19 protein-coding genes are annotated in these 25,760 nt (G+C 67.2%); 10 read left to right on the top strand and 9 right to left on the bottom strand.

The window, feature by feature from the left end; genetic code table 11:
- Window positions 1-13: 13 nt before the first annotated feature.
- Both RHCRD62_RS03925 and RHCRD62_RS03920 read right to left on the bottom strand, forming a co-directional pair.
- Window positions 14-424: a nuclear transport factor 2 family protein gene (locus RHCRD62_RS03925; protein ID WP_050063288.1), complete on the bottom strand. Its 411-nt coding sequence runs from the start codon at window positions 422-424 to the stop codon at window positions 14-16.
- 68 nt (window positions 425-492) lie between these two features.
- Window positions 493-936, bottom strand: a complete 444-nt coding sequence (locus tag RHCRD62_RS03920) for a hypothetical protein (RefSeq protein ID WP_157050790.1) — start codon at window positions 934-936, stop codon at window positions 493-495.
- Window positions 937-1,074: 138 nt separating this feature from the next.
- Between RHCRD62_RS03920 and RHCRD62_RS03915 the strand changes: the two genes are divergently transcribed.
- Window positions 1,075-1,695, top strand: coding sequence for a TetR/AcrR family transcriptional regulator (locus tag RHCRD62_RS03915; RefSeq protein ID WP_050063286.1), 621 nt, complete (start codon window positions 1,075-1,077; stop codon window positions 1,693-1,695).
- A gap of 142 nt (window positions 1,696-1,837) precedes the next feature.
- Here RHCRD62_RS03915 and RHCRD62_RS03910 read toward each other — a convergent pair whose 3' ends face one another.
- Window positions 1,838-2,902: a saccharopine dehydrogenase NADP-binding domain-containing protein gene (locus RHCRD62_RS03910; protein ID WP_050063285.1), complete on the bottom strand. Its 1,065-nt coding sequence runs from the start codon at window positions 2,900-2,902 to the stop codon at window positions 1,838-1,840.
- 100 nt (window positions 2,903-3,002) lie between these two features.
- Here RHCRD62_RS03910 and RHCRD62_RS03905 point away from each other — a divergent pair, with 100 nt between their 5' ends.
- Window positions 3,003-3,917 (top strand): AraC family transcriptional regulator, encoded by a 915-nt coding sequence (locus RHCRD62_RS03905; RefSeq protein WP_050063284.1) that lies wholly within the window; start codon window positions 3,003-3,005, stop codon window positions 3,915-3,917.
- Between the two features lie 117 nt (window positions 3,918-4,034).
- Here RHCRD62_RS03905 and RHCRD62_RS03900 read toward each other — a convergent pair whose 3' ends face one another.
- The gene (locus RHCRD62_RS03900) at window positions 4,035-7,373 is read right to left on the bottom strand and encodes an error-prone DNA polymerase (RefSeq protein ID WP_050063485.1); all 3,339 of its coding nucleotides are present in this window, start codon (window positions 7,371-7,373) and stop codon (window positions 4,035-4,037) included.
- Between the two features lie 576 nt (window positions 7,374-7,949).
- Here RHCRD62_RS03900 and RHCRD62_RS03895 point away from each other — a divergent pair.
- From RHCRD62_RS03895 to RHCRD62_RS03885, 3 genes are all read left to right on the top strand, one after another.
- Window positions 7,950-8,468 carry a MaoC family dehydratase gene (locus RHCRD62_RS03895; RefSeq protein WP_084734054.1) on the top strand — a complete coding sequence of 173 codons (519 nt, stop codon included), beginning with the start codon at window positions 7,950-7,952 and terminating at the stop codon, window positions 8,466-8,468.
- Window positions 8,461-10,140: a PHA/PHB synthase family protein gene (locus RHCRD62_RS03890; RefSeq protein ID WP_050063283.1), complete on the top strand. Its 1,680-nt coding sequence runs from the start codon at window positions 8,461-8,463 to the stop codon at window positions 10,138-10,140. The genes RHCRD62_RS03895 and RHCRD62_RS03890 overlap by 8 nt, the downstream gene beginning before the upstream one ends.
- 90 nt (window positions 10,141-10,230) lie before the next feature.
- A complete protein-coding gene (locus RHCRD62_RS03885; RefSeq protein WP_050063282.1) occupies window positions 10,231-10,557 on the top strand; it encodes a hypothetical protein in 327 nt (108 codons plus the stop codon).
- Window positions 10,558-10,634: 77 nt separating this feature from the next.
- Here the strand turns inward: RHCRD62_RS03885 and RHCRD62_RS03880 are convergent, their stop codons facing one another.
- Window positions 10,635-11,048: a helix-turn-helix domain-containing protein gene (locus tag RHCRD62_RS03880; RefSeq protein ID WP_050063483.1), complete on the bottom strand. Its 414-nt coding sequence runs from the start codon at window positions 11,046-11,048 to the stop codon at window positions 10,635-10,637.
- Between the two features lie 187 nt (window positions 11,049-11,235).
- On the opposite strand from RHCRD62_RS03880, the gene RHCRD62_RS03875 reads away from it, so the two are divergent.
- The gene (locus RHCRD62_RS03875) at window positions 11,236-12,816 is read left to right on the top strand and encodes an MFS transporter (protein ID WP_050063281.1); all 1,581 of its coding nucleotides are present in this window, start codon (window positions 11,236-11,238) and stop codon (window positions 12,814-12,816) included.
- Between the two features lie 14 nt (window positions 12,817-12,830).
- Here the strand turns inward: RHCRD62_RS03875 and RHCRD62_RS03870 are convergent, their stop codons facing one another.
- The 3 genes from RHCRD62_RS03870 to RHCRD62_RS03860 all read right to left on the bottom strand — a co-directional run bounded on the left by RHCRD62_RS03870 (window position 12,831) and on the right by RHCRD62_RS03860 (window position 16,431).
- Window positions 12,831-14,426 (bottom strand): ABC transporter permease, encoded by a 1,596-nt coding sequence (locus tag RHCRD62_RS03870; protein WP_050063280.1) that lies wholly within the window; start codon window positions 14,424-14,426, stop codon window positions 12,831-12,833.
- A complete protein-coding gene (locus RHCRD62_RS03865; RefSeq protein WP_157050806.1) occupies window positions 14,423-15,334 on the bottom strand; it encodes an ABC transporter ATP-binding protein in 912 nt (303 codons plus the stop codon). Before RHCRD62_RS03865 ends, RHCRD62_RS03870 begins: the two co-directional genes overlap by 4 nt.
- A gap of 92 nt (window positions 15,335-15,426) precedes the next feature.
- A complete protein-coding gene (locus tag RHCRD62_RS03860) occupies window positions 15,427-16,431 on the bottom strand; it encodes a zinc-binding alcohol dehydrogenase family protein (protein ID WP_050063481.1) in 1,005 nt (334 codons plus the stop codon).
- A gap of 154 nt (window positions 16,432-16,585) precedes the next feature.
- Between RHCRD62_RS03860 and RHCRD62_RS03855 the strand changes: the two genes are divergently transcribed.
- The 4 genes from RHCRD62_RS03855 (at window position 16,586) to RHCRD62_RS03840 (ending at window position 23,680) form a co-directional block, all read left to right on the top strand.
- The gene (locus RHCRD62_RS03855) at window positions 16,586-18,697 is read left to right on the top strand and encodes an MMPL family transporter (RefSeq protein ID WP_050063279.1); all 2,112 of its coding nucleotides are present in this window, start codon (window positions 16,586-16,588) and stop codon (window positions 18,695-18,697) included.
- 135 nt (window positions 18,698-18,832) lie between these two features.
- Window positions 18,833-19,954, top strand: coding sequence for a catalase family protein (locus RHCRD62_RS03850; RefSeq protein WP_050063278.1), 1,122 nt, complete (start codon window positions 18,833-18,835; stop codon window positions 19,952-19,954).
- Window positions 19,955-20,084: 130 nt separating this feature from the next.
- Window positions 20,085-22,613 carry a helix-turn-helix transcriptional regulator gene (locus RHCRD62_RS03845; RefSeq protein ID WP_050063480.1) on the top strand — a complete coding sequence of 843 codons (2,529 nt, stop codon included), beginning with the start codon at window positions 20,085-20,087 and terminating at the stop codon, window positions 22,611-22,613.
- A 101-nt stretch (window positions 22,614-22,714) separates the two neighbouring features.
- Complete coding sequence (locus RHCRD62_RS03840; protein WP_050063479.1) at window positions 22,715-23,680, top strand: endonuclease/exonuclease/phosphatase family protein; 966 nt, start codon at window positions 22,715-22,717, stop codon at window positions 23,678-23,680.
- Window positions 23,681-23,695: 15 nt separating this feature from the next.
- On the opposite strand, the gene RHCRD62_RS03835 is transcribed toward RHCRD62_RS03840, so the two are convergent.
- Complete coding sequence (locus RHCRD62_RS03835) at window positions 23,696-25,300, bottom strand: peroxidase family protein (protein WP_084734053.1); 1,605 nt, start codon at window positions 25,298-25,300, stop codon at window positions 23,696-23,698.
- Window positions 25,301-25,760 lie beyond the last annotated feature (460 nt).

Raw genomic sequence — 25,760 nt, 5'->3', positions numbered from 1 at the left:
GGTGAGTCCGCTGTCAATCCCTGCGGATCCAGGCGGGCGTGATTCGTATCCCGCTGAGGCGCCAACCCGCAGTCATCCGTATTGCCGTGCAGGTCTGCCGGAGGCTGCCCGTCTGGTGGGGCGGCCGGCCGTCACGGTAGTAGTAGACAATCGAGTTCGACGAGGCGGTGGCCTGGTCGCCATTCACGTTCACCAGCAGGTCGGTGGTCGTGTGCTGCGTGTGTTCCCCATCGACCTCGGCCTGTCGCATGTAGTCGACGACCTTGTCGACACCACGGACTTGAATTCGGGGTGAGTCGACTTTCAGATCGTCGGCGAATACGGTTCCGACATCGTCCCGCCGTCGCTCGTCGAGCAGGCGGGCGAAGCGCGTGAACAGGTCGGCGATCTCGATGCGGTCGGCGGTCGAACTCGGGGTGGACATGGCATCCTCTTTCGTTGGCGTGGTGGTGATCTGGCTGTCGGTGCCGCGGCCGGCGGCGGCATCTCGGTTCAGGCGCGGGCAAGTTCCTCGGCCATCCGGGCGGTGATGATGGTCAGCACCCGGGCGGCGGTGGCCAGATCCTCGGGGGCGACCGCGCCGTAGGCGGCGGCCACGATCGCGCCCGATTCGCTCCGGACCTTGCCCGCGAGCGCCGTACCGCCCTCGGTGGGCTCGACCAGCTCACCGGAAGTCGATCGCAGCAGGCCGCTTTCGAGCAGTGCGGTCAGGGCGGCCCCCGTGTCGGCGGGATTCCACCGGGTCATGGCGGCGACGCGGGTGATGTGGACGGCCGGATCAACCGGCGCCCCGGCGGCCAGGGCCTGGTTGAGCACGATCCACTGCTTTTCGTCCAGCGAGGTACCGGCCAGTGCGCGAGCCAAGACCGCGGTGTGGTGCTTCTCGGCCTGACCGATGACCGACGGGTTCAGGGTGGGCGGGGCGGTGGTGTTCATTGCGATCTCCTTGTTCGGGTGGTGCTCGTTCACGCAACTGATTCTGCGATTCTGACACTGCGTCTCATAACTGCACAAGTATCAATTGCGACTGAGTGTCTTACGTGCTCGAGGTTCACATCGAGCTAGGATTCCGGCATGCCCATCGACGACCACGCTCTACCGCTGCGTGAACGCAAACGGCTCCGTACCCGCCGCGCCCTGGCCGACGCCGCGCTGCGGTTGTTCACCGAGAAAGGTTTCGCCGCGACCACCGTGGAGGAACTGGTCGATGCGGCGGAGGTCTCGCGCAGCACTTTCTTCCGGGCCTTCCCCACCAAGGAGGCCGTGGCCGTCGAGGCCGAAACCGAGCTGTGGACCGGCTATCTCGACGCCTTGACCGACCACGACCTCGCCGGCCCGGTGCTCACCGCGCTACGCGACGTCCTCACCGGCGCGGTTGCCGAGCTCCCGGACGACTGGGACGTCCGCTACGTCGCCACCCGCAAACTGGTCCTCACCGCCCCCAGCCTGCTCGGCCACGTCGACTACACCCGTTCCGGCGTGGAAACCCAAGTAGCCCAATGGATATCAGAGAGGCTGACCCTCCCCGACAGTGACCCGCGCCCCCGCGTCCTCGCCGAGCTGACCACGACGGCATGGAGCAGCGCGGGCCGCGGCTGGGTCGCCGCCGATGCGAGCGGGGGCCGAGCCGATCTCCTCGAACGCCTGCACCAGGCATTCGCCGTCATCCCCGAGGCACTTCAACTGTCGGCGTGAACAGGTGCCGCCCAGGCGAACGGGAGTCGGCAATCCGCCACGGCTGCCTGTCGATCCGGTCGCCACGCGGGGCGGTGGACCTGGTCCAACGTGCGTGGTGTGCTGGCCGACTCGAAGCACACCGGCCACCAGGTGGGGTTGGTCACCGAACTGCGGTAATACCCCACGTGATGTCGTGAACGGCAAGGGAATTCAGGAACTCAATGGGGTCGAAGGCTTCGGCGGGGGCCAGCGCACCGGGTGTGACGTCGCCGGCCGCGAGGCGGGTGGCCGCCTCGACCGCCATGATCGCGGTGTCGCGGTAGGCGTCCGGGCCGGTGAGTACACCGCGTACCGCAGTGCCGTCGGCGCCGATGGCGTCGACCACCAGCTCGTAGCGGAGGTCGGTGCTCGGCTCGGGTAGTGCATCCAGCAGTTCGGGGGTGAAACCGGCGAGCTGGGCGAGCATGTCGGCGTCGACGACGCCTGCCACGAAGGACACGTCGGTGTGGCGGGGGATGGTGAGAACCGGAGGCTGCTGGAATTTGGCGACCACGGTCGGCGCCGGGTCACCGGGGAAGGTCATCAGCGTGTGCCGGTCGATCGGACCGGTGCGCAGCGCGCCGTCCGCGTAGTGCCAGCCGCCCGAGCGGAACCAGTCCATCCCGGCCAGAACGGTTTCCGCGCTGCCCCGCGATCCTCCGCCCTCACCCCGGGTGACCAGGCTCATCACGACCTCGGCCGGCGCTGCCACCTGCGTCGCGGCCAGGTGACCGAGCAGGTCGCCGGGCAGGTTGCTGTTGGTGATGCCGCCGAGGATCGTCACACCGGCGGCTTCGGCGCGTGGGCCGTACTCGTCGAACACCTTCTGTAGGAACAGTTGCTCGCCGGAGGTATCGGTGTAGTGCGCACCGGCCGCGATGGCGGCGGCCAGCACCGGTTCGCCAAACGCGACGTAGGCGGGCAGGGTGCTGATGACCACGTCGACCTCGGCGAACGCGGCGGTCAGAGCGGCCAGGTCATCCAGGTCGGCGAGCCGGGTATCGGCGTCGGGCAGGCCCGCGGCGATGGCCGCCGCCTGCAGACGGGTTTCGTGGCGGCCCACAAGAAGCGGAGTGATGCCACGACGGCGGAGTTCGTGCAGGGCGTATCCGCCGGTGTGGCCGGTAGCTCCGTACACGGCGATGGTGGGGCGGTGGAGGTTCGAGTGCTGCGCGGTGTTCGTCATGCGTACGAAGTTATGGGGAAGCTGACGGCGATTGAATGGCTCATCGACTCACTCTGATGCCCGAATGACTCACTGGTCGATCGATCAGTAGATTGGCGGCGTGGACGTGCTCAGTGACACCATCACCGCCATCCGTACAGGTGCTCCGACCTGCGGCGTGTTCATTCGGCACGCCCCCTGGGGGCGCGGCTATCCCGCGGTGCCGGGCACCGGATTCCACGTGGTGCTCGCGGGTTCGTGCTGGCTGGTGCCACCCGCCGGTGCGCCGATCGCACTCGGCACCGGGGATGTGATCCTGATGCCGCGCGGGTCCGACCATGTGCTGGCGGACAATCTCGACAGCGAGGTGACCGAGCAGGCCCACATCGGAGAACCCCGCGAGATCAGCGGCCCCGGTGCGCGTAGCGAATTGATGTGCGGCGCCTACGCATTGGGTCGGCAGCGCAGTCATCCGCTGCTCGACGAGTTGCCCGATTTCGTGCACATCCCCGCGCGGCCGGGCGCCGATCCGGGGCTGCGAGGGCTCCTCGACATCTTGGCCGTGGAGCTGACACGGCCGCGCGCTGGAACCGATGCCGCCGTTCCGGCGCTGCTGGAGACGCTGCTGCTGTTCGCGTTGCGCGCCTGGTTCGAGAGTCACGCTCCGACCCCGACGGGCTGGGCCGGAGCGTTCACCGATCCGGGAGTGCTGGCCGCGCTCCGTGCCATGCACGCTTCGCCCGAACGCGCCTGGACGGTGCCCGATCTCAGCGCCGTAGCCGGGGTGAGCCGGGCGACCCTGACACGCCGATTCGCCGCCACGGTCGGTGAGCCGCCACTGTCCTATCTCACCCGCTGGCGCATGCTCACCGCGGCTCGACTGCTCCGCGACACCGACACCCCGTTGGCCGGCGTCGCACGCAAAGTCGGCTATCAGAGCGAGTTCGCCTTCGCGAAGGCGTTCAAGCGCGAATACGGGCTCGCGCCCGGACAGTACCGGCGCGGCGACGACGCCCCTGCCGTCGTCGCCGTCTGAGAACACAACTGCCCCAACACACGATCCGAATGCCCTGCCGGCCCCTGAAGGCCGGCGATCGGGCGGCGGGAACTGTGGTGGGGCACGTACGTCATTGACACTCCTCACTTCGGCGCCTCAACGGAAGTCCCTCGACTTCCCCGCCATCCGCAGGTCCATCCGCTGCAGCCGGTCCGCGACCACCGTCACCGCCCCCTCCGCGTTCTGCACCCGACCGCGGACCAGCAGCGCAGGCGCGGTGTGCGCGAGGGTGCGGTAGCGGGCCCACAGACCCACCGAGCAGACGACGTTCACCATCCCGGTCTCGTCCTCCAGGTTGATGAAGGTCACTCCTGCCGCGGTCGCGGGACGCTGCCGATGGGTGACGGCGCCGCCGACGAGTACCCGGTCCCCGTCCGGGACCGACAGCAGCCGCGACGCCGGGACCACTCCGAGCGCGTCGAGTTGCGGCCGCAGGAACTGGGTGGGGTACGAGTCCGGCGAGACCCCGGTCGCCCACACATCGGCCGCGGCCAGTTCCACGTCGCTCATCCCGGGCAGGGTCGGCGCGGAGACCGAGGCCCCGGTGCCGGGCAGCCGGTCCGGCCGCTCCCCCGCCGCCGCCCCGGCCGCCCACAGCGCCTGCCTGCGAGTTCCTGCGACACCGGCGAGCGCACCCGCCGTCGCCAGCGCCTCCGCCTGCGCCGTGGACAGTTCCACCCGGCCGGTCAGGTCGAGCAGCGAGGTGAACGGTCCCCCCTCCTCGCGCGCGGCGACGATCTTCTCCGCCAGCGCCGTCCCGATGTGCCGCACCTCACCGAGCCCGAGCCGGACCTCCATGCCGCCGGACTCCAGGCCCGCGTGGGCGAGGCTACGGTTCACGTCCGGGCCGTGCACCACGACACCGTGCCGCCGGGCGTCGGCGACGAGGGATTGCGGTGAGTAGAACCCCATCGGCTGCGCGCGCAGCAGTCCGGCACAGAACGCCGCGGGATGGTGCAGTTTGAACCACGCCGAATAGAAGACCAGGGAGGCGAAGGATTGTGAATGACTCTCGGGGAAACCGAAATTCGCGAACGCGTACAGCTTCTCGTAGATCCGGTCCGCGACCTCTCCGGTGATGCCGTGCAATTCCCGCATGCCGTCGTACAACCGACCCCTGAGCCGTTCCATCTTCTGCGGAGACCGCTTCGAGCCCATCGCGCGACGCAATCGGTCGGCCTCCGCGGCGGTGAACCCTGCGACGTCGACGGCCATCTGCATCAACTGTTCCTGGAACAGCGGCACGCCGAGGGTCCGCTCGAGCGAGTGCTCCAGGCTGGGATGGTCGTAGGTGACGGGTTCACGGCCGTTGCGACGCCTGATGTACGGGTGCACGGACCCGCCCTGGATGGGACCCGGCCGGATCAGTGCCACCTCCACCACAAGGTCGTAGAACGTGCGCGGCTTGAGTCGCGGCAGCGTCGCCATCTGGGCACGCGACTCCACCTGGAACACGCCCACCGAGTCGGCGCGGCACAGCATCTCGTAGACCGCGGCCTCGGACAGGTCCAGGTGCGCAAGGTCCACCTCGATGCCCTTGTGCTCGGCGACCAGGTCGATCATGTAGTGCAGCGCGGAGAGCATGCCGAGACCGAGCAGGTCGAACTTGACCAACCCGACCGCCGCGCAGTCGTCCTTGTCCCACTGCAGGACGCTGCGGTTCTCCATCCGCGCCCACTCGACCGGACACACGTCCGCGATCGGCCGGTCGCAGATCACCATGCCTCCCGAGTGGATACCCAGATGTCGTGGAAAACCCTCGATCTCACCGGCCAACTCGAGGACCGCCGGCGGAATACCTCGGGCGGAGCCTCGGGAAATGTCACCGTCGGTTCCCTTCTCGCCCTTGACACCGGTCCACCGGCTGACCTGCTTGCTCCACGCGTCCTGCTGTCCCGGCGAGTAGCCGAGAGCGCGAGCCATGTCGCGCACCGCCATCTTGCCGCGGTAGGTGATGACGTTCGCGACCTGCGCGGCGTACTCGCGGCCGTATCGGTTGTAGACGTACTGGATGGCCTCCTCACGCCGGTCCGACTCGATGTCGACGTCGATGTCCGGCGGACCGTCCCGCTCCGGCGACAGGAACCGCTCGAAGAGCAGTCTGTTGCCGACCGGGTCCACGTTGGTGATGCCGATGGCGTAGCAGACAGCGGAGTTGGCCGCCGAGCCGCGGCCCTGGCAGAGGATGTCGCTGCGCTTGCAGAACGACACGATGTCGTGGACCACCAGGAAGTAGCCCGGGAATCCCAGCTGCGCAACGATTCCCAGTTCGTGTTCGATCTGCCGGTAGGCGTCGGGCCGCTCACCGGGGGTGCCGTAGCGGCGTCGGGCACCGGCCATCGTCAACTCCCGTAGCCAGCTGTCCTCGGTGTGCCCGTCGGGGACATCGAACGGCGGCAGCTTCGGCGCGATCAGCGCGAGATCGAAGGCGCACTCGCGACCGAGTTCGGCGGCCGTCGGCACCGCGGAGGGGTGCGCGGCGAACAGTCGCGTCATCTCGGCCCCCGACCGCAGGTGGGCACCACCCGTCGGAGCGAGCCACCCGGCGGCCTCGTCGAGGGACTGCCGGGCCCGGACCGCGGCCATCGCCATCGCCAGCCGGGACCGGTCCGGTGCGGCGAAGTGGGCGGCGGTGGTCGCGACCACGGGAACCCCACAGCGGTCGGCGAGCCCGGCGAGCGCCGCGTTGCGCTCCTCGTCCTCGACCACCCCGTGCGCGGTGAGTTCGACGGCGACGCGGTCCGGGCCGAATCTCTCCGTCAGTTCTCGCAATTCGGTTTCGGCAGCGGAGGCTCCCCCGAGCACGAGCGCCGCACGCACGTGCCCCTTGCGGCATCCGGTGAGGATCTGCCAGTGCCCGCCTGCGGCCTCGGTGAGCGCGTCGAGATCGTAGGTCGGCTTCCCCTTCTCCCCACCGGCGAGGTGCGCGGCGGCGATCTGCCTGGACAGGCGCCGGTACCCCTCCTGGCCGCGAGCGAGCACCAGCAGGTGCACCCCACCCGGGTCGGGGGTTCCGGTACGCGGCGGAGCGAACGCGGCATCGACTGCGGGTAGGGACAATTCGGCTCCGAACACGGTTCGCATGCGCAGTTCCCTGGCCGCTTCCGCGAACCGCACCACCCCGTAGAGGCCGTCGTGGTCGGTCAACGCGATCGCCTCGAGTCCGAGCCGGACCGCTTCCTCGACCAGCTCCTCGGGCCCGCTGGCGCCGTCGAGGAAACTGAACGCGGAGTGGGCGTGGAGTTCGGCGTAGGGCACGACCGGACCACCGTCCACGGCGATCTCCTCTGCACGGTAGGCACCGCGCTTGCGGGACCACGCCGGACTGTCGCTGCCGTCGCCGGGGTACATGGCCTCCGGAGGATTTCGACCGGAGCGCCCGGAAAGGACCCGTTCCAGCTCCGACCAGGTCGGCGGCCCGTTGTTCCAGCCCACCACACACTCCTCCCACACCACTGACACGACCACGACCGAGCGGGGGAAGGACGCTTCGAACGTATGTTCTACCTTGCATCAGCGAGGCCCGCGTCGTCAACCGACACGAGCGCCCACATGTCCGATATGCACCTTGCGGAATTCTTCTCAACTCGGGGCTGCAGTCGATGGATTCCATTTGATGTAACTCGAATTCTTACCGCCCGGTAGCAGATCAATTCTGCTATCAAACCAGTCGAATAATTCTCATCGTGCCCATATATCAATCACACATATGCCAATTGCACATACCAGGAGGCCACCCCCCTTGGCCTCCCCAAGTGAAACCGATCCCATCGCAGGAACCCGACTTGAAGTGGACATATGTTCAATCAAACGGTTGAGCGCGCCCCCTCCATCCGTGAATTCCGTGCGTATATGCTGCGCTCGATCGAACCCGCGGAAAGCAATTGTCGTGAAGCCGGGTAACCGTAACCGGAACCGATTGATTGAATTGTTTACCGGGATCGATCAGTGCAATTCCTGGAACAGTTCACCAGTTCGGGTACCACTCGAACCCAAATGCAGGGACATGGGATGACCAGCGATACCACCACCAGCAGCAGCCGGGCGACGCGACGCGTCACCATGGCGGAGCTACCCGGACTCGTCGGCACGAGCCTCGGGTCGTCGTCCCGAGTCGTGATCACCCAGGAACAGATCAACCTGTTCGCCGATGCGACCAACGACCACCAGTGGATCCACGTCGACCCCGCACGAGCCGCCCGCGGACCGTTCGGGGCACCGATCGCACACGGCTACCTCACCCTGTCGCTGGCCGTCGACCTCTACTCGCAGCTGCTCGATGTCACCGACTGCGACCAGTTGATCAACTACGGACTCGACAAGGTCCGCTTTCCCGCCCCGGTACCCGTCGACTCGTCGGTCGGTGCCGTCGCCGAGGTGACCTCGGTCGAACCGTGTTCCGGCGGCTATCAGATCGCGGTCACCCTGACCTTCGACGCGCTCGGCGTCGATCGCCCGGTCTGTGTTGCGCAGATGATCCTGCGCTACCTCGGCAGCGCGGGCCAGGCCACGGGAGGCGACAATGCTTGATCAGGCCTTCCGTCAGGTGTCCGCCCGAGTCGACCCGGTCGGCTGGCTCGCCGCCAGTACCTCGGTCGCCAAGAGCGCGGCGCGCAACCCGGCCGGGGTCGCCGCCGCCACCGGCAGACTCGCGGTCGAACTGGCCCGGATCCCGACCGACGCCGCGCGAGTCGCGATCGGGGCGGACACGGACCCGCCTGCGCCGAACGACCCGCGTTTCCGCAACCCCGCGTGGCAGGAGAACCCGGCGTACTTCGCGCTCCTCCGCGCGTACCTGTGCGCTCGGTCCTACGTGGACGGACTGGTCGACGCGGGAACCGAGGACGCCTTCACTACGGCAAAGGCCCGCCAGTTCGCCCACCTCGTGCTCGACCTCGCCGCCCCGACCAACAATCCCGTCACCAACCCGGCGGTGCTCACGCGCGCATTCACCACCGGCGGCAAGAGCCTGACCAGGGGTGCGGCCCATCTGGTCGAGGACATCGTGACGCGACGCGGGCTGCCGAAGCGGGTCGACCCGAACGCGTTCACCGTCGGCGAGAACATGGCCGCAACCGAAGGCAAGGTCGTCTTCCGAAACGACCTGATCGAGCTCATCCAGTACGCACCCAAGACCGACCAGGTGCACGAGATTCCGCTCCTCGCCTGCCCGCCGTGGATCAACAAGTACTACATCATGGACATCGGCCCGGGGCGCAGCTTCGTCGAGTGGGCGCTCGAGCACAATCGGACCGTCTTCCTGATCTCCTACCGCAATCCGGACGAGACGATGAGCGAGGTGACGTTCGACGACTACCTCACCCACGGCGTTGCCGCGGCGATGGACATCGTCGGCGAAATCACCGGGGCACCCCGGATCGACATCGTCGGACTGTGCCTGGGCGGCGCGATGGCGTCGATCGCGGCAGGCCACCTGGCAGGCTCCGGTGACCACCGTCTCGGCACGCTGACGCTGGCGAACACCCTGCTCGACTACAGCAACCCCGGCGCGCTCGGACTGATGACCGACCCGGACACCCGCGCGAACCTGGACGTCCTGATGGCGGACAACGGCTACCTGTCCGGTGAGGACATGGCCCTGACGTTCGACATGCTGCGGGCCAACGACCTGATCTTCCGCTACTGGGTCAGCCGATGGATGCTCGGCGAGGAACCCGAGTCGTTCGACCTGCTGGCATGGAACGACGACTCGACCAGGATGCCCGCCGCGATGCACAGCACCTACCTGCGCACGCTCTATGCCGAGAACCAGCTGGCGCGTGGCGAGTTCGTCGTTGCCGGACAAGCGATCTCGCTGTCGAAGGTCGACAGCGACGTGTACCTGGTCGGCGCGATCGACGACCACATCGTGCCCTGGGAGTCGTCGTACGCGGGCGGCCGACTGTTCGGTGGACAGGTGCGCTTCGTGCTCGCGAACGGCGGGCACATTGCCGGCATCGTCAACCCACCGGGCAAGAAGAACTGGATCGAGGTGCAGGGCGCGCCCGACGAGTCGACGCAGGCACTGCCGTCGGACCCGGCGCTGTGGCGATCGTCGGCTCGACGCCAGTCGGTCTCCTGGTGGGAGGACTGGGCGCTGTGGTCGCAGCAGCGAGCGGGCGACCTACAGGCACCGCCGACCATGGGGAGCGAGCTGAACCCGGTGATCGGAATCGCCCCCGGCACTTACGTGTTCAGCTGAGGACCCGACTCCACCTAGCGCGTTAGCATTCATCGTGCTAACTTGCTAACAGCCGGGCATCGACCCCGACAGAAACCGAGGAGACATCCGATGGCAGCACGGACCACCACCACGAGCGACGCGGGCACCGCGACGACGACCGTCGCCGACGGCGTCGAATCACTCACCAAGTCGTTCGACGAAAACCTCGAACGGGTACAGGGATTCAACGAGAAGTTCGTCGACGCCGCAAAGTTGAGCGGCAACCTGACGGTCAACGCCTACGAGAAGACCGTGACCTCCGTGGTCGACTTCAACCGGTCGATCGCCGAGGCCACCCGGTTGGACTGGGTCACCGCGATCGTGGACGCACAGAGTTCGTTGATCACGGGCATCAGCACGGCAGCCACCACCGCGGCCCGCGAGATCCTCAAGTAGGCAGGCATCATCCGCATCGGCCCCGGACGGTCAACCGAACCGTCCGGGGCCGACGTGCGTCGCGACCCGGGGCTCCCTCAGGCGTCGTCCTGGCCGCCGGTGTCCGGGGCGGCGGCCCGATCGCCTGCCGCCGCTCCGCGACGCCGCTTCGCGACGGTCACCTCCCGGAAGGTGTCGTACATCTCCTCGAGTGCCGCCCGCTGCGCCTTCGTCAGATCGGGATCCCGGCGGATCGCGGCCACCACCTCCGACGCATCGCCGGAGTCCTCGCGGCGCGCCTGCGCTGTCAACATCTCCGCCGACATGTGCAGGTGCTCGGCGATCGCGTCGAGCACCTGATCGCTCGGTGCGCGCAGATTCCGTTCGATCTGGGAGAGATAGGGATTCGAGATCCCGACCATCTCCGCGAACTTGCGCATCGGGACGGCCGCGAGCTCGCGCTGCTGTCGGATCAGCTCACCGAGAGTCGGGGCCCGGCTGTCGTCCACCATGGCGTCAGCGTACTGAACCTCGGCGCCGCATCCGCTCGGCCGGCTGTCGAACACCGCTGGGCGATCGCCTCGGCCCAACCACACGGATCACCCGATCCGGGTGATCCGGACGCGACCGATCCGGAGACACACTTGCAGGACGGCCGCCGCGAGGCTGCCACCGTGACGAGAGCGGGGGCCGAACGAGATGACCAACGAAACCCGAGCCGTCGGCCCGGACACATCATCCCGTCGACGTTGGGTCTCACTCGGGGCGATCTGCACCACCGCCGGCCTCGTGTGGCTGGCGTTCGCCGACCTCGGCGTGGCCATCCCGACGATCGCGGACGACTTCGGCGCCGACATGTCCTCCCTCTCCTGGGCCAACAACGCGTTCAGCCTCGTGACAGGCGCGCTGGTGATCGCCGCGGGCAAGTTCGGCGACGTCTTCGGTAGACGCCGAATGCTGCAACTCGGTGTTCTGCTGTTCGCGGCGTGCTCCGTCGTCGCGGCGCTCGCCCCGAACGTCGAAGCGCTCATCGTCGGCCGCGGCCTGATGGGCATCGGAGCGGCGATGATCCTGCCCGCGACTCTGGCGCTGATTCCGCCCCAGTTCTCCGGGAAGGCCCAACTGACGGCATTCGGAGTGTGGCAGGGCGTCGCCTGGGGCGGGCAGGCGGTTGCCCCCACGATCGGCGGCGTCGTCACCGACACGGTCGGCTGGGCGTGGCTGTTCTGGATCAACGTTCCACTGGGGCTGATCGCGTACGCGGTGATCCGTTCGACCACACCCGAATCCGCGGACCCCGACGGGTCACGTCACGTCGACTGGCTCGGCCTGACCACGATCGGGCTCGCCGTGTTCGCCCTGTTGTACGCCCTGACCGACGGCCCCAGCGCAGGCTGGACGTCCCCGCTGATCATCACGCTGCTGATCGTGACGGTCGTGCTCGGCATCGCCTGGGTGGTGATCGAGAGCCGCGTTCGCGAACCACTGGTCGACCTCTCACTGTTCCGGCTGCGTTCCTTCGACGGAGCCCTGACCGCGAACCTCTCGATGAACCTCTCCTACGCCGGCCTGTCCTACCTGCTGGTGCTGTGGCTGCAGAATGCCCGCGGCTACAGCGCCGTGCAGGCCGGACTGCTGATGCTGCCTGCCGTCGTCGGCATCTTCGCGTTCATCCCGCTCGGGGGCAGGCTCGACGAGCGACTCGGCGGCCGCACCCCCGTCCTGGTCGGCCTGGGGACCATGGTGGTCGGATTCCTGATCCTCGGTCCACTGAACGCCGATTCCGGACTGTGGCTCGTCGCCGCAGGACTCGTCGTCATCGGCCTCGGCCTCGGCCTGCTGTCGACCCCCATCTCGAACGCCGCCGTCGGCGAGGCCCCGGCCTCGCTGTCGGGCACCGCGGCCGGGGTGTTCAAGATGTCCAGCATGGTCGGCGGGGCGCTCGGCGTCGCGATCCTCACCGCGTTCGCCCGCGGCTTCTCGATGGCCGACAGCGAGAACGCGATCGACACGGCGGGCCTGACACCCGGCGACGTCGACCAGGCCCACCAGGCACTGGTCAACTCGTCGTCCTTCGCGGACGCGCTCGCGTCACTCCCCGCCGACCTGCGTGACCATGTCACCGCTGCGGCAATCGACGCCTTCTCCACCGGCGTCGGCCGAACGATGCTCGTCACCGCGGCGGGAATGCTGGTGGCCACCGTCGGGGTCGCGTTCGTTTGGCCACGCCGCAGGGCTACCGTCGCCGACGCCGTCACCCTCCACGGCGTCTCGGAGTAGCGAACCTCGACGTCTCAAGGACTGTCGCGGCGCCGGAACCCGGCGAACCCGACAACCAGGAACGCGACGGTGACCAGGCTGATCCACCAGAGTCCCGACCAATCGGCGGCGCCGGACGCCACCTTCGGGACGTGATAGAAGGGGCTGATCCCGAGCGCCCAGTCGGGCAGTTTGAAGCTGGGACCGAGCAGGGTGAGCACGAAGGAAACGATCACTCCGAGCCAGGACGCCAACTGAACCTGCGGCCGGGCTCCGATGACCGCGGCCGCGAGGGCGACGATCGTCCACACCGCGGGCACCGTCCCCAGCGCCTGCAGCAGTGCGTCACCGAAACCGATGCCGATCTTCGCGGTGGCGGCGAAGACACCGATCACGGTTCCGGCGATGAGCACGAACACGGCGGGTGCGGCGAATGCCACGAGCACGTTGCCGCCGTAGTACCGATTGCGGGTGATCGCGGTGGCGAGCACGGGTTCGGTGCGGTCGTCGAGTTCTTCGGCGCGGACGCGGTTCACGATCTGCACGCCTGCGACCGAGGCGATGATCCCGACCAGGCTGAGGATGGTCGCGAGGAACGCGGAAACCAGGGTGGCGGGTGACGTCGCACCGGACGCGAATATCTGGGCCAGCGCCGGATTCGCGGCGAACAGATCCTTCACCGACCGCGTGAAGTACCCGAAGATCACGCCGAGTCCGACGAACGCGAGCGACCACGAGACGACCGGAGAGCGATTCAGTCGCGCCGCCAATGCCAGTGGGGTACGGGCGGTCCCGCGGCCCGGCCCGGGCCGGGGTGCGACGAGGCCCTGACCGAAGTCCCGCGAGGTCTGCAACACGAACGCGATCGCTGCGACGACGCAGGCCAACACCACGGCGAGCAGCAGCGGCCACCAGTGATCCCCGGTGGCCGGGCGCGTTTCCTCCACCCACCCGAGGGGGTTGATCCAGGTGGTCCAGCCGGGCGCCTCGACCGAGTACAGAAAACCCCGCAGTACGAACAGCACCCCGAGTGTCGCAACCGCGATCGACGTCGCGGTCCTGGCATCGGCGCCGATCTGGGCGCAGAGCGCAGCGACGGCGGCGAACATCCATCCGGTGACCGTGAACCCGGCGCCGAGCAGCATCGACGACTCCCACGCGCCACCGCACAGGCTGGTCGCCACACCCGCGACGATGCCGACCGCGACGGACAGGATCGCGGCCATGACCAGTGCGGTGAGCAGTCGTGACTGCCGGCCGAGCACCCCGGAGGCGAGGAGCTCGGCCTGACCGGAATCCTCCTGCCCGCGACTGGCTTTCACGGTGGTGAAGATCGCACCCAGCGCGGTGACGAAACCGCCGAGCGCGAGACTGCGCCAGGCGGTGAACCCGTCGACGGTCGACAGGTCGAACGCCGGACCGAAGATCAGGCCCAGCGCCGGGTTCGCGCCCACCGTCGCGGCGAACGCCTGACGTTCCTGCGGCTCGGGGAACAGCAGCGGATAGGCGATCACCGACGACACAGCCAGCAACGTGGGGAGCAGCACCCACGGCGCGAACGAGTGGGCTTCGTGCCGCAGCGACGCCCGCAGCAGCGGCCGCGTACCGACGAGTGCCGCGGGCGCCGTCATCGGGTGGTCTCGGTCTCGTCGTCATGCTCGTAGAGGCGCAGGAACAGGCTCTCCAGTGATGGTGGGGTGACGGTCAAACTCCGTAGACCGCACGCGGTGAGCGCTTCCATCGCCTCGCCGATCCGATCGGTGTCCACCGTCGCGGTCAGGTGGTTGCCGTCGAGGTGGACCTCGTGCAGCACCGCCACACGGTCGATGTCGTGAACGGTGGCCAGTTCGGCGCGCACCGTGGTGCGCATGTGGCCGCGCAACTCCGACAACGTCCCCGTCTCCACGATCACGCCGTCCCGGATGATGCTGAGTCGGTCCGCGAGGGTTTCGACCTCGGCCATGATGTGGCTCGACAACAGCACCGTGGTTCCGCGCGCCACGGCTTCCCCGACCACCTCCTGGAAGACGTTCTCCATCAACGGATCGAGCCCGGAGGTCGGTTCGTCGAGGATCAGCAGTTCGACATCGGAGGCCAGCGCCGCGACGATCGCCACCTTCTGCCGGTTTCCCTTCGAGTACTGGCGGCCGCGTTTGGTCGGATCCAGTTCGAAGCGCTCCACCAGATCCGCACGACGAGCTTCGTCGATGCCGCCGCGCAGCGACCCGAGCAGGTCGATCGCCTCACCACCGGTCATGCTCGGCCACAACGACACATCGCCGGGGACGTAGGCGAGCCGCCGGTGCAGGTCGACGACGTCACGCCACGGGTCGCCGCCGAGCAGTCGCACCCGACCACTGTCCGCGCTGAGCAGCCCGAGCAGGACACGAATCGTCGTGGACTTGCCCGCCCCGTTGGGGCCGAGGAAGCCGTGCACCCGACCGCGTTCGACCTGCAGGTCGAGACCGTTCAGCGCCCTGAACTTCCCGAACGACTTGTACAGTCCCGCAACATCGATAACGAGATCTCCGCTGACCACGGCGTCCTCCAGACCGACGGTGTTACCCCGATGGTTCCACGACGGTACAACCGAGTCCACGACGGCGACGGGAATCCGATCGCCGATGTTCGTCACCCGGCAATGAGCACCGCCGCCCCCACCACCCGACCCTCCCGGAGATCGGTGAGCGCACGGTCCGCCTCGTCGAGGGTGTAGGCGTTGGCGGTGACGAGCAGCCGGTGCCTGCCCGCGAAGTCGAGGAACTCACGGGCGTCGCTTCGGGTGTTGGAGGTGACCGAACGCAGCGTCCGCTCCTGGAACAGGTGCTCCTGGTAGTGGAGGCGGGTGATGTCGGTGAGGTGAATCCCCGCGACAGCGAGGGTGCCGCCGCGGTCGAGCGCGGAGAGGGCCGGTGGGACGAGCGTGCCGACGGGCGCGAACAGGATCGCCGAATCCAGCGGTACCGGCGGCGGGTCCGCCGGTCCCTGCACCGACGCCACCCCCAGTTCCTGGGCGAGACGCGTCGCTCGCTCCCCCCTCGTCATCACGTGCACCTCGATGCCGCGAGCCATGGCGACCTGCGCGGTCAGGTGGGCGCTGCCACCGAACCCGTAGATGCCGAGCCTGCCGCCGTCGGGCACGTCCGCCTTCTTCAGCGCGCGGTATCCGATGATCCCGGCGCACAGCAGCGGCGCGAGTTCCTCGTCGAGATAGCCGTCGGGCAGCCGGTGCGCGAACGCGGCGGGCACCACCGCGTACTGCGCGTACCCGCCGTCGACATCCCATCCCGTGTAGCGGGATTCGGGACAGAGGTTCTCGTCACCGCGCACGCAGTAGCGGCACACCCCACAAGTGGCCCGCAGCCAGCCGATGCCGACCCGATCACCCAAACCGAATCCGTCACCGACCCGATCACCCCACGCGACGACCTCGCCCACCACCTCGTGGCCGGGCACCACCGACACGCGGTGCACGGGCAGATCCCCTTCGGTGACATGAAGGTCGGTGCGGCACACTCCGCACACCCGGACCCGCACCAACAGCTCGTCCGGCCCCGGTTCCGGGACCGGCATGGTCAGCTGTGCGAGCGGCCGCGAGCGCATCGGGCCGGGCTCGCGAACCCGCCAACCCGTCATCGTGCCGGGGAGGTCCACCCGTCCACTGTCCCCTGTTCGTCGACCGTGCGCCACCGGAGAAGGTATGCCTCAGGTTCACCTCAGGATCGCGTCGGTAGAGTCGTGGCGCTCGAGCCCCTGACCTGACTCATGACACCCCTAGGATGCCGATTCAATGACGCGCTGGGCCGCTTTCGTCGTCGCGAGAAAATGGTTGGTTCTGGCTCTCGCCGTGATTGCCGTACTGGCAGCCGGAGTGTGGGGTCTCGGGGTGTTCGGGAAGATGAGCCAGGACGGCTACTTCGACCCGAACAGTGAATCCGCGCAGGTCAGTACCCTCATCAACCGGGAACTGGGTCAGCAGAGCCCGGACATCGTCGCGATCTACACCGCCCCCGAAGGCCGCACGCTCGCCGACATCGGCCCCGAGGTGCAGCAGACGCTGAGCGACTTCCAGGAGGATTGGCCGACACGTTCGGTCGTGTCCTACTGGTCCGTCGGGTCGAACGCCTCGCAGCCACTCGTCTCCGAGGACGGCACCAAGGCGCTGGCCACGGTCTTCGTCGACTGGGACGCCGGGCCGAAGCTCGCGGATCTCGACGCGATGACGGCCGCGCTCGACCCCCCGGGAATCGACGCCGAGTTCGCAGGCGGCACGCTGGTCGGGAACTCGTTCAACCAGCACCTGCAGCAGGACCTCGTGAAGGCCGAGGCCATCGCCATTCCGATCACGCTCCTGCTACTGGTGGTCATCTTCGGCACCGTCACCGCCGCCGCGGTCCCCGTGTTCGTCGGCATGCTCGCGGTTTTCAGCGCGCTGGGCACACTGCGGCTGCTCACCGAGATCACCGAGGTCTCCTCGTTCGCACTCAACGTTGCCTCCCTACTCGGGCTCGGTCTCGCCATCGACTACGGCCTGTTCATCGTCAGCCGGTTCCGCGAGGAACTCGCGTCGGGTAGCGAACCCGGCGAGGCGGTGCGCCGCACCGTTCTGACCGCGGGCCGCACGGTGATGTTCTCGGGCCTGCTGCTGGTGTGCGCGTTCGCGGGCATGCTCGTGTTCCCGCAGCCGGTGATCAAGTCGCTCGGCTACGGCGCCATCGCCGCGGTGACGAGCGCGGCGGTCCTGTCCCTGACGGCGGTGCCCGCGCTCCTGGCGATCCTCGGCCGACGGATCAACTCGCTCGCGTGGCGCCGCGGCGCCGTCGAGCGCGGCGAGGCTCGCGCCGAACGGTTCTGGGGCGGCGTGGTGACGAAGGTGATGAAGCGGCCGGTCGTCTTCTCCGTCACGATCATCGCGGGCCTGCTGGTGCTCGCGTCCCCCTTGCTGAAGGTGATGCTCGGCGAGATCACCTACACGGCGCTGCCGCCGAACGATCCTTCCCGCATCGCCACCGAAACCCTCGCCACCGAGTTCTCCTCCATGGGCGTCGGCGCCGGCGTCCTGTTGCGCGGCGAGGACGGCGCACCGCCGACCACGCCGCAGCTCGCCGAATTCACCCGCGACCTGCGTGCCCTCGACGGCATCGAGCAGGTGTCCCTGGTCGCGACCACCGGCGACGCCTCGGTCCTGAACGCGGTGTTCACCAACGGCGCAAATCCGGGCGAGATGGTGGTGGAGATCCGGGCGATCGATCCACCCGAGGGCACCGGCGTGATGGTCGGCGGCTCCGCCGCCCTCACCCACGACACGAACACCTCCATCGTCGACCATCTTCCGCTGATGATCACGATCATGGTGGTCTCCACGCTCGTGTTGCTGTTCCTCGCGTTCGGGTCCGTGGTGCTGCCGATCAAGGCGGTCGCCATGGCGGGCCTGAGCCTCGCCGCGACGTTCGGCATCCTCACCTGGATCTTCCAGTTGGGCCACGGCGCAAGCCTGCTCGGCGTCACCCCGAACCCTCTCGAACCGACGTTCGTGGTGTTGATCCTCGCGGTCGTCTTCGGCCTGTCCACCGACTACGAGGTATTCCTCATGTCGCGGATGGTCGAAGCCCGCGCGAACGGCGCCACCACCGAGGAGGCGGTGCGGATCGGCACCGCCCGCACCGGCCGAATCGTCACCGCGGCAGCGGCGTTGCTCATCGTCGTCACCGGTGCGTTCACCCTGTCCGGGCTGACGATCATGCGGTTCCTCGGCGTCGGCATGATCGTCGCGCTCATCATCGACGCCACCGTCGTCCGGATGCTCCTCGTCCCGTCGTTGGTGAAGCTCATGGGCGAAGCGAACTGGTGGGCGCCGGCGTGGATGAAGAAGATCCACGAGAAGGTGGGAATCGGGCACTGAGCCGCAGCGGTCCCGCGCTGCGCCGGACACCGGAGAAGCAGGTAGTCGACTACCCGTGCGACCGACATGGGTGTCACCGACAATGGAACCCGACCCCGAGTACTGGCTCGAACCTGGAGATCGGGAGGACCACCCATGACCGGATCGTCGGCAGAACTGACACAACCGAACTTCGTCCGTTACAGCGCCGAACTCGAACGACGCGATCCCGACGAGGACGCCCTGATCGAGACTATCGTTCGGTCCCTCCGCGGCAACAACGAATGGGCGGCCGCGAAGCACAAACATGCGATCCGCGACGCTCATGCCAAGGGGTTCGGCATCCTGCGGGGAGAACTCAGCGTGTATCCGAACCTCCCCAGCCACCTTCGGCAAGGATTGTTCTCGGCACCGGCAACGTTTCCGGTGGTCATCAGGCTTTCCAGCACGGCAGGCGCGATCCGTAGCGACCAGATCAGCGGAGTGCGGGGCATGGCGATCAAGGTCCTGGGTGTCGGCGGTGCACGAATCCGCCCCGACGACGGGAACTCCAACCAGGATTTCGTGATGGTCAACAGCGACACCTTTCCCTTCGGCGATGTGCGCTCGTACGCAGGCAAGGGAATGCGTCTCGCGACGATCCTCGCTCGCACCCCCGACCCGATCCTCAAGGCATCCTGCGTGCTCGCGCGTGTCGCTTCACGAGCACTCACTCCACTGCACGTCCGCATTCCCGAAGCGGTGCAATTGTTTGCACGTCCGAACGATCACGTTCTCGGCGAGACCTACCACTCCGCAGCGCCACTCCGGTACGGCGACCACGTCGCCAAGATCTGCGTCGCGCCACTGTCCGAATCGCTGACTAACCTTACCGGACAACATATTCCGCGTAGTGCCGGCGACAACGCCCACCGCACGGCCGTCGAAGGATTCTTCGCTCAGCACAGCGCCGACTACGAGGTGCGGGTGCAGCTGTGCACCGATCCCGCGCGGATGCCGATCGAGAATGCCACCGCCCGGTGGTCCGCCGAGGAGTCACCACACGTCCCGGTCGCCAGGATCACGCTGCCCCGTCAGGACACCACCAGCGACGCGCTCCGCACCTACGCCGAGGACGTGCTGTCGTTCAACTCCTGGAACGGACTCGCCGACCATCGCCCGCTGGGTTCCATCAATCGTCTCAAGCTCCGGGTGTACGACGAGTCGAGTAAATTCCGTCATCGCACCAACAAGATCGACGAAGTTGAACCGACGAGCTTGTCCGACGTCCCCGACTGAGCCACGTCAGCGACCACCGGACATCCTTCAATGGGCATTCTCGCATGCACCGCACTTATACTGATTCATTGTGATAGCCGACTGGCGGCTGATCGATCGTCCCGACGAGTTTGACGCGATCAGATCCGCCATGACGACCAACGGTCACGGGGCGATCCTGATCGGCGCCGCAGGCGTCGGCAAGACCACCCTGGCCCGCGTCGTCACCGAGTCGCTCGGTTCACCGGTGCAGTGGATCGCGGGTACCGAGTCTGCGCGGAGCATTCCACTCGGCGCATTCGCTCCCTTCATCGGCCCGTCCGGTGCGCACGATGCCGTCACCCTGGTCGCATCTGCGCGCGAATCTCTGCTGGCGAAAGGCACTGTCGTACTCGGCGTCGACGATGCGCACCTGCTGGACCAGCTCTCGGCCACCCTCCTCCAGCAACTCGCCATCGACCGCGCCGTACGGATCATCGCGACGATCCGTACGGGTGAGCCCGTCCCGGACGCGGTGACGGCGCTGTGGAAGAACGAGTACCTCGACCGCATCGAGCTACGTCCGTTCACGAAGGAAGAGAGCATTCGACTCGTCCAGTCGGTCCTCGACGGCCAGCTCGAGGATCTGAGCGCCGATGTCATGTGGGACATGTCGGGAGGTAACGCACTGTTCCTTCGACACCTCGTGGAAGGTGCTCTCGACACCGGTCACCTGATCCAGGTCGCCGGCGTATGGCAGCTTCGCGGGCAGACCACCGCGACCCCCGGACTCACCCAACTGCTGGAGCACCGCCTCGACCGAGCCGGACGGGAGGCACAGAGCGCACTCGGGCCACTCGCCCTGTGCGAGCCACTCGATATCGACATCCTGTGCCACCTGGCCGGGGAGGAAGCCGTGGACACGGCCGAGTTGCGCGGTCTGATCCGCATCGAGCCCGCGGGCTCGAGGCTCGACGCCCGATTCTGCCATCCCCTCCTGGGGGATGTGGTGCGCGGACGCCTCGGCACCGCGTCCGCCCGCAAGCTTCGTGGGCGACTCGTCGATGAACTGCAGCAGCGGGGAGCGGCCACCGCAGCGGAACGGATCCGGCTGGCCGAACTGTACATCGACAGCGACTGCCCACCCGACACCGAGCTTCTCGTCACGGCCGCGAAAGACGCGATTTCCCTGTCCAATCTTCCGCTCGGAGAACGCATTGCGCGTCGCGCGGTCGAGCGCGGCGGCGGCGTGGCCGCCGCCGAACTGCTGGCACGTGCACTCCTGTGGCAGGGCCATCCCGCGCTGGCGGAGAGAACTCTCGCCGCGTTCGATCCGGACGACCTGAACGAGCTCGAACTCGTCCAATGGGGCATCCCCCACGTATCGATCCTGTTCTGGTCCCTGGGCGATGTCCAGCACGCACACGAGATCCTCGGACTCCTTCGTGAACGCACACACCACCCTGCCCTGCAGTTGCTCGCAGAAGCCGTGGCGTCGGCGATCGCCGTCCACGAGAACCGGCTCGACGAGGGACTCACTCTCGCCGAGCGAGTCCTGTCGAACCCCGACTCCCCCTCACAGGCCATCGAGTGGGCCGCGTTCAGCACAGGCCTCGGTGCGCCGCTCGCCGGGCGTGGCAACGCGTTCGAGGCCATAGCCGCCCGCTGCCGCAACTCACGGAAATCGACCGACGGCATGATCCGGGCGATGATCCGGTACGGCGAGGTCCGCGCGCTCACTCAGGTCGGCAATCTGACGCTCGCGGAGCGGCGCGTCGCCGAGTACTCCAATTTCTCATCGGCAGGCCAGTTCCTGGCATGGGCAATCTCCAAGATCATGGCTGCCATGGTGGACACCAGCCGCGGCTGCTTCCCGGACGTCATATCCGAGGTCGAGCAGGCATTGGCAGCGTTTCGGGCCGAGGTTCCCCTTCCGTGGCGGTTGCCTGCGACGATTCTGCTGGCAAAGGCCTACGCCGCACTCGGACAACCGGAGCGAGCCCGCATCGTTCTCAACGCTGCACATGAACACACCGGCGAGCACATGGCGCTGCACAGGCCCAGCCGGCTGATCGCACAATCGTGGCTGGCCGCCGCCGAGAACTCCGCACGCCGCAGTGTCGAACTGGCCAACCTGGCCGCCGAGGCCGCGCACGCGTCCGGCCAATACGCCATCGAAGCGGACGCTCTCCACGATGCTGCCCGATTCGGCGATCGCACTGTCGCGGACCGCCTTGCCCAACTCGTCGAGCGTGTCGACGGACCGATCGTGTCCATCCTGGCACGCCACGCCGCGGCGGCGGCGGCCGCAGATGCCGCGTGCCTGGACACCATCAGCGACGATTTCGAGCGGCACGGCCTGCTCCTCCATGCCGCGGACGCCGCGGCTCTCGCTGCCGCTGCACACACTCACGACGGGAGCCGCAGGAAGAGCACGGAGTCCGGCGCCCGGGCATTCAGCCTGGCTGCACGCTGCGGCGGTGTTACCACACCAGCCATTCAGGTAGCGGCCCATCCGCTTCCGTTGACGGTCCGGGAACGGGAGATCGCCATGCTCGTCGCCGCCGGCCTGACGAACAAGCAGATCGCCGAGCGTCTGGTGGTGTCTGTTCGTACTGTCGAGGGTCACATCTACCGGGCGTGTATCAAACTCGACGTGACCGATCGGGATCAACTCGGGCGCCTGATGCGCGACGAGTAATGCCCTACTCACGACACCACGAGAACCGACCCGCACCCTGGATACTCGAGACCGAGCCGCACACGTCCGCGGCCGGTGACGCGGATCCCCGGGGAGTGCACATGATCACCGTCGCGACGTGGAACGTGGAGAACCTGTACCGGCCGGGAACCGTGTTCGGTCCCCTCAACGACGAGATCTACCGGCGGAAGCTCGATGTTCTCGCCGACACGGTCACCGAGATCGACGTCGACATCCTCGCTGTTCAGGAGGTCGGCGATCCCGATGCGCTCGCCGACCTCGTCGACTTGCTACCCGGCCGTTGGCACCATCGTCTGTCGGCATACCCGGACGCACGCGGAATCCGAGTCGGATTCGTCTCGCGCCTCTCGTTCCTCGACGGAGTCGACATCGTCGACCTCCCCGCACCGCTGTGCCCGGTGCGAACAGCCGATTCGCCGGCCGGCGGCAGTGCCATGAGGCGCATGGGGCGCGGCGCCCTGCAGGTTCACACCGAGACGGAGATAGGCACTGTTCACCTGATCAACGCTCACTTGAAGTCGAAGCTCCTCACGTTTCCCGGCAACCGGTTCGCGCCTCGCGACGAGGACGAACGGGCGCGATTCGGGGCGTACGCCCTCCACCGGCGCGCCGTCGAAGCCTCCACCGTGCGTATCGCAGCGACCGCCGCGCTCGGGGAGTCCACAGACGATCTGTCACCGGCACTCCCACCAGCGGTCATCGTGCTCGGCGACCTCAACGACACCGCCGACGCCGCAACCACTTTGATGCTGGAAGGGCCGCCAGGCTCGCGCATCGGAACCAGCGGACCGGACTCGCCGCGCCGCGACGAGGGCGTCCGCCTGTGGAACGTCGCCCCACTCATCCCGAGCGAACATCGATACTCGCGGATCTCGGAGGGCAGGTACGAGCTGATCGACCACATCCTGATCAGTCGTCGCCTCCTCGACCACATGCACTCCGCGGCCGCCGTCACTGCCGGTGTCGACGACATTTCCGCAGATCCGACATGTCGACGGGGTGCCACCGCCTCCGACCATGCACCTGTCGTCGCACGCTTTCTCTGACCTGCCGAAACCGGCTCACTCGACACGGAAGCTCGCGTACGCCTCCCGTGGATTCTGCGAGTTGCGAGCGACGATCTGCTGCAGGCAATGGGTCTGGTCGATGATCTCCTTGCCCACCTTCGTGAATGTCCGGTCGTTGTAGACGCGGCGAGCGAGCAGCGGATTTGTCAACGCCTGAGTGAACGCATCGTGGGCGACCATTGTGGTCATCAGGTTGCCCATCATGCGGTGCTCGGGGTAGTCCTCGGCGAAGATCCCGACGTACCACTCGACATTGTCGATATCCCCGTAGAGCGACTCCATCGTCTTCTGCAACGCGACGTCCTTCGTGAGGTCGGCAAAGCTTGCCAGTGCGCCGAGGCCGAACTCCTTGCGGTACGCGTTGTATGGACGCAGTCGCGCCTCGCGCATCAGGTGAACGGTCCGCTCTTCAACCGACGGGTAGGCGGGGAACCCCGGATGACGGTCCACCAGGAAGGCGGGCGTGTTCCGGAGACCGATCTTCGACGCCTTCTGCCGCGAGAACTGCGCGATGACGGTGTCGATCCCGCGGTCGAGCACAAACGGGTTGTTGTCGACGAGTTCTCGGGTGCTCATGCGCTTCGAGTCGAAGACAGTCGAATCCGGAATCAGCGAGTGCCACCGGTACAGAAGGTTGAATTCTATTGCACACCAATTGGTTCGATTCCAGCGTTCTTCCTCGGCAACGAACGGCACGAGCTCGATCGGGAAGTCGAACGGGCCGATGTGCGTGATGTACTCTTCGACGACGATCTTCAGCAGGAGCACGATCATGATGTTGCGGGTCGTTTCGAACAGCCGGTCGTCCTCCCACTTCGGGTACTGCTGCACCAACCGACGTGCGATCCGGTTGTGTTCACGGAGGAACAGCACGTTCAGAACCGTGTTGCCGATGGTGCTGTTGCCGTGTTCGAGGCCCACTGCGAACACCGAGTCCTTTCGTTCGTCCGGACACGCTCGGAGAATCGTGTTCAGGAGGTACTCGCGGTCGTGCAGGCCTTCGAACTTGGGATCGAAGAACAGTTCGCCACCCGGTTCCCGTTCTGCGAAAAGGAACTTCGGGAACTCCTCACCGTTGACGAACTGGCTGTCGAGGAGGCCTTCGTGTCCGGCCCGCAACATGTTCGTCTTGTGTTCGTTCACCCCGTAGATCTGGCAGAGGTCGATCTCGTGATTCGAGTCGTTCTTCCTCGGATCCAAGCGGTTGGTGCGCAGGAAACTGTCGGTGAACCACTGCGCGAAGAACGCGAACATCAGGCTGGTGTCGGTCGACGGGATTTCTTCCGACCGACGGAACAGTGCGACGACATCCTGCTCGGCCGGCAGTTCTTCGGGCGGCGCAGTGGACGGCGGGAGGTGCCGTCCGCTGTAGGTGCGGTCGGTCAGGCTCTTCCAGCTCGTGTAGTCACCGGCAAGCGTCAGCGGACGAGGACGGGGCGCGACTGCGTAGGCGTACTTGTTGATGGCGATTCTGCTGACGAGGCGCCGGGCCTGCGGAATCCGCCCGATCAGCCCGGCCGCGATCCATGGAATCGGCCTCGGGAGCCGGCCGAGATGCCGACGCGGGTCCAGCAGCGGAAGGAGCGTGTCCGTGAGCATCGTCTGTCCGATCGTCGAGGGCGAAGGCCAGGCGACACCCGGGTGGCGCTCGCATCGATCATCCGGTGCAACCGATGGACGTCGGCGCTCGAGGACTGCCCCGAATCCCACGTGCCGTCGGCGCGGTCGCCGATCTTCTTGGTCATGCGCCGATCATCTCGAGCCACTCGTAGGGGTGTCACGAGTAGAGCGCTACCTGCCTCTCGCCGCACGTTGATGCGATCTGCCGGTTAATTCGCGTAGCGCACTACTCGCGTCATCGCCGCAACGGAGATTCACCATCGATTCATGGCACCGGAATTTCGGTGGTGAGTGCTCCGCGCCAACCTCGACCGTCGCCACCCCCGCGACGGAACCCTCGGATTCTGACGGCCCGGGACCTGTAGGCAGTGCGGTCGAAGGCCCCGAACTCGAAGCCGAGGCGGTCACCGACGAGTTCGGGAGCACGCCGTGACCGAGT

Source organism: Rhodococcus sp. RD6.2 (assembly GCF_001040705.1).
Classification (GTDB): Bacteria; Actinomycetota; Actinomycetes; order Mycobacteriales; family Mycobacteriaceae; genus Rhodococcus_G.
This window is presented reverse-complemented; position numbering and strand designations above follow the sequence as displayed.

Coding starts and splice junctions, on each gene's coding strand:
- RHCRD62_RS03875 (WP_050063281.1), top strand. CDS start 11,236: ATGACCAACGAAACCCGAGCCGTCGGCCCGGACACATCATCCCGTCGA.
- RHCRD62_RS03840 (WP_050063479.1), top strand. CDS start 22,715: ATGATCACCGTCGCGACGTGGAACGTGGAGAACCTGTACCGGCCGGGA.
- RHCRD62_RS03850 (WP_050063278.1), top strand. CDS start 18,833: ATGACCGGATCGTCGGCAGAACTGACACAACCGAACTTCGTCCGTTAC.
- RHCRD62_RS03845 (WP_050063480.1), top strand. CDS start 20,085: ATGACGACCAACGGTCACGGGGCGATCCTGATCGGCGCCGCAGGCGTC.
- RHCRD62_RS03910 (WP_050063285.1), bottom strand. CDS start 2,902: ATGACGAACACCGCGCAGCACTCGAACCTCCACCGCCCCACCATCGCC.
- RHCRD62_RS03870 (WP_050063280.1), bottom strand. CDS start 14,426: ATGACGGCGCCCGCGGCACTCGTCGGTACGCGGCCGCTGCTGCGGGCG.
- RHCRD62_RS03880 (WP_050063483.1), bottom strand. CDS start 11,048: ATGGTGGACGACAGCCGGGCCCCGACTCTCGGTGAGCTGATCCGACAG.
- RHCRD62_RS03915 (WP_050063286.1), top strand. CDS start 1,075: ATGCCCATCGACGACCACGCTCTACCGCTGCGTGAACGCAAACGGCTC.
- RHCRD62_RS03890 (WP_050063283.1), top strand. CDS start 8,461: ATGCTTGATCAGGCCTTCCGTCAGGTGTCCGCCCGAGTCGACCCGGTC.
- RHCRD62_RS03925 (WP_050063288.1), bottom strand. CDS start 424: ATGTCCACCCCGAGTTCGACCGCCGACCGCATCGAGATCGCCGACCTG.
- RHCRD62_RS03855 (WP_050063279.1), top strand. CDS start 16,586: ATGACGCGCTGGGCCGCTTTCGTCGTCGCGAGAAAATGGTTGGTTCTG.
- RHCRD62_RS03920 (WP_157050790.1), bottom strand. CDS start 936: ATGAACACCACCGCCCCGCCCACCCTGAACCCGTCGGTCATCGGTCAG.
- RHCRD62_RS03885 (WP_050063282.1), top strand. CDS start 10,231: ATGGCAGCACGGACCACCACCACGAGCGACGCGGGCACCGCGACGACG.
- RHCRD62_RS03860 (WP_050063481.1), bottom strand. CDS start 16,431: ATGACGGGTTGGCGGGTTCGCGAGCCCGGCCCGATGCGCTCGCGGCCG.
- RHCRD62_RS03835 (WP_084734053.1), bottom strand. CDS start 25,300: ATGCTCACGGACACGCTCCTTCCGCTGCTGGACCCGCGTCGGCATCTC.
- RHCRD62_RS03895 (WP_084734054.1), top strand. CDS start 7,950: ATGACCAGCGATACCACCACCAGCAGCAGCCGGGCGACGCGACGCGTC.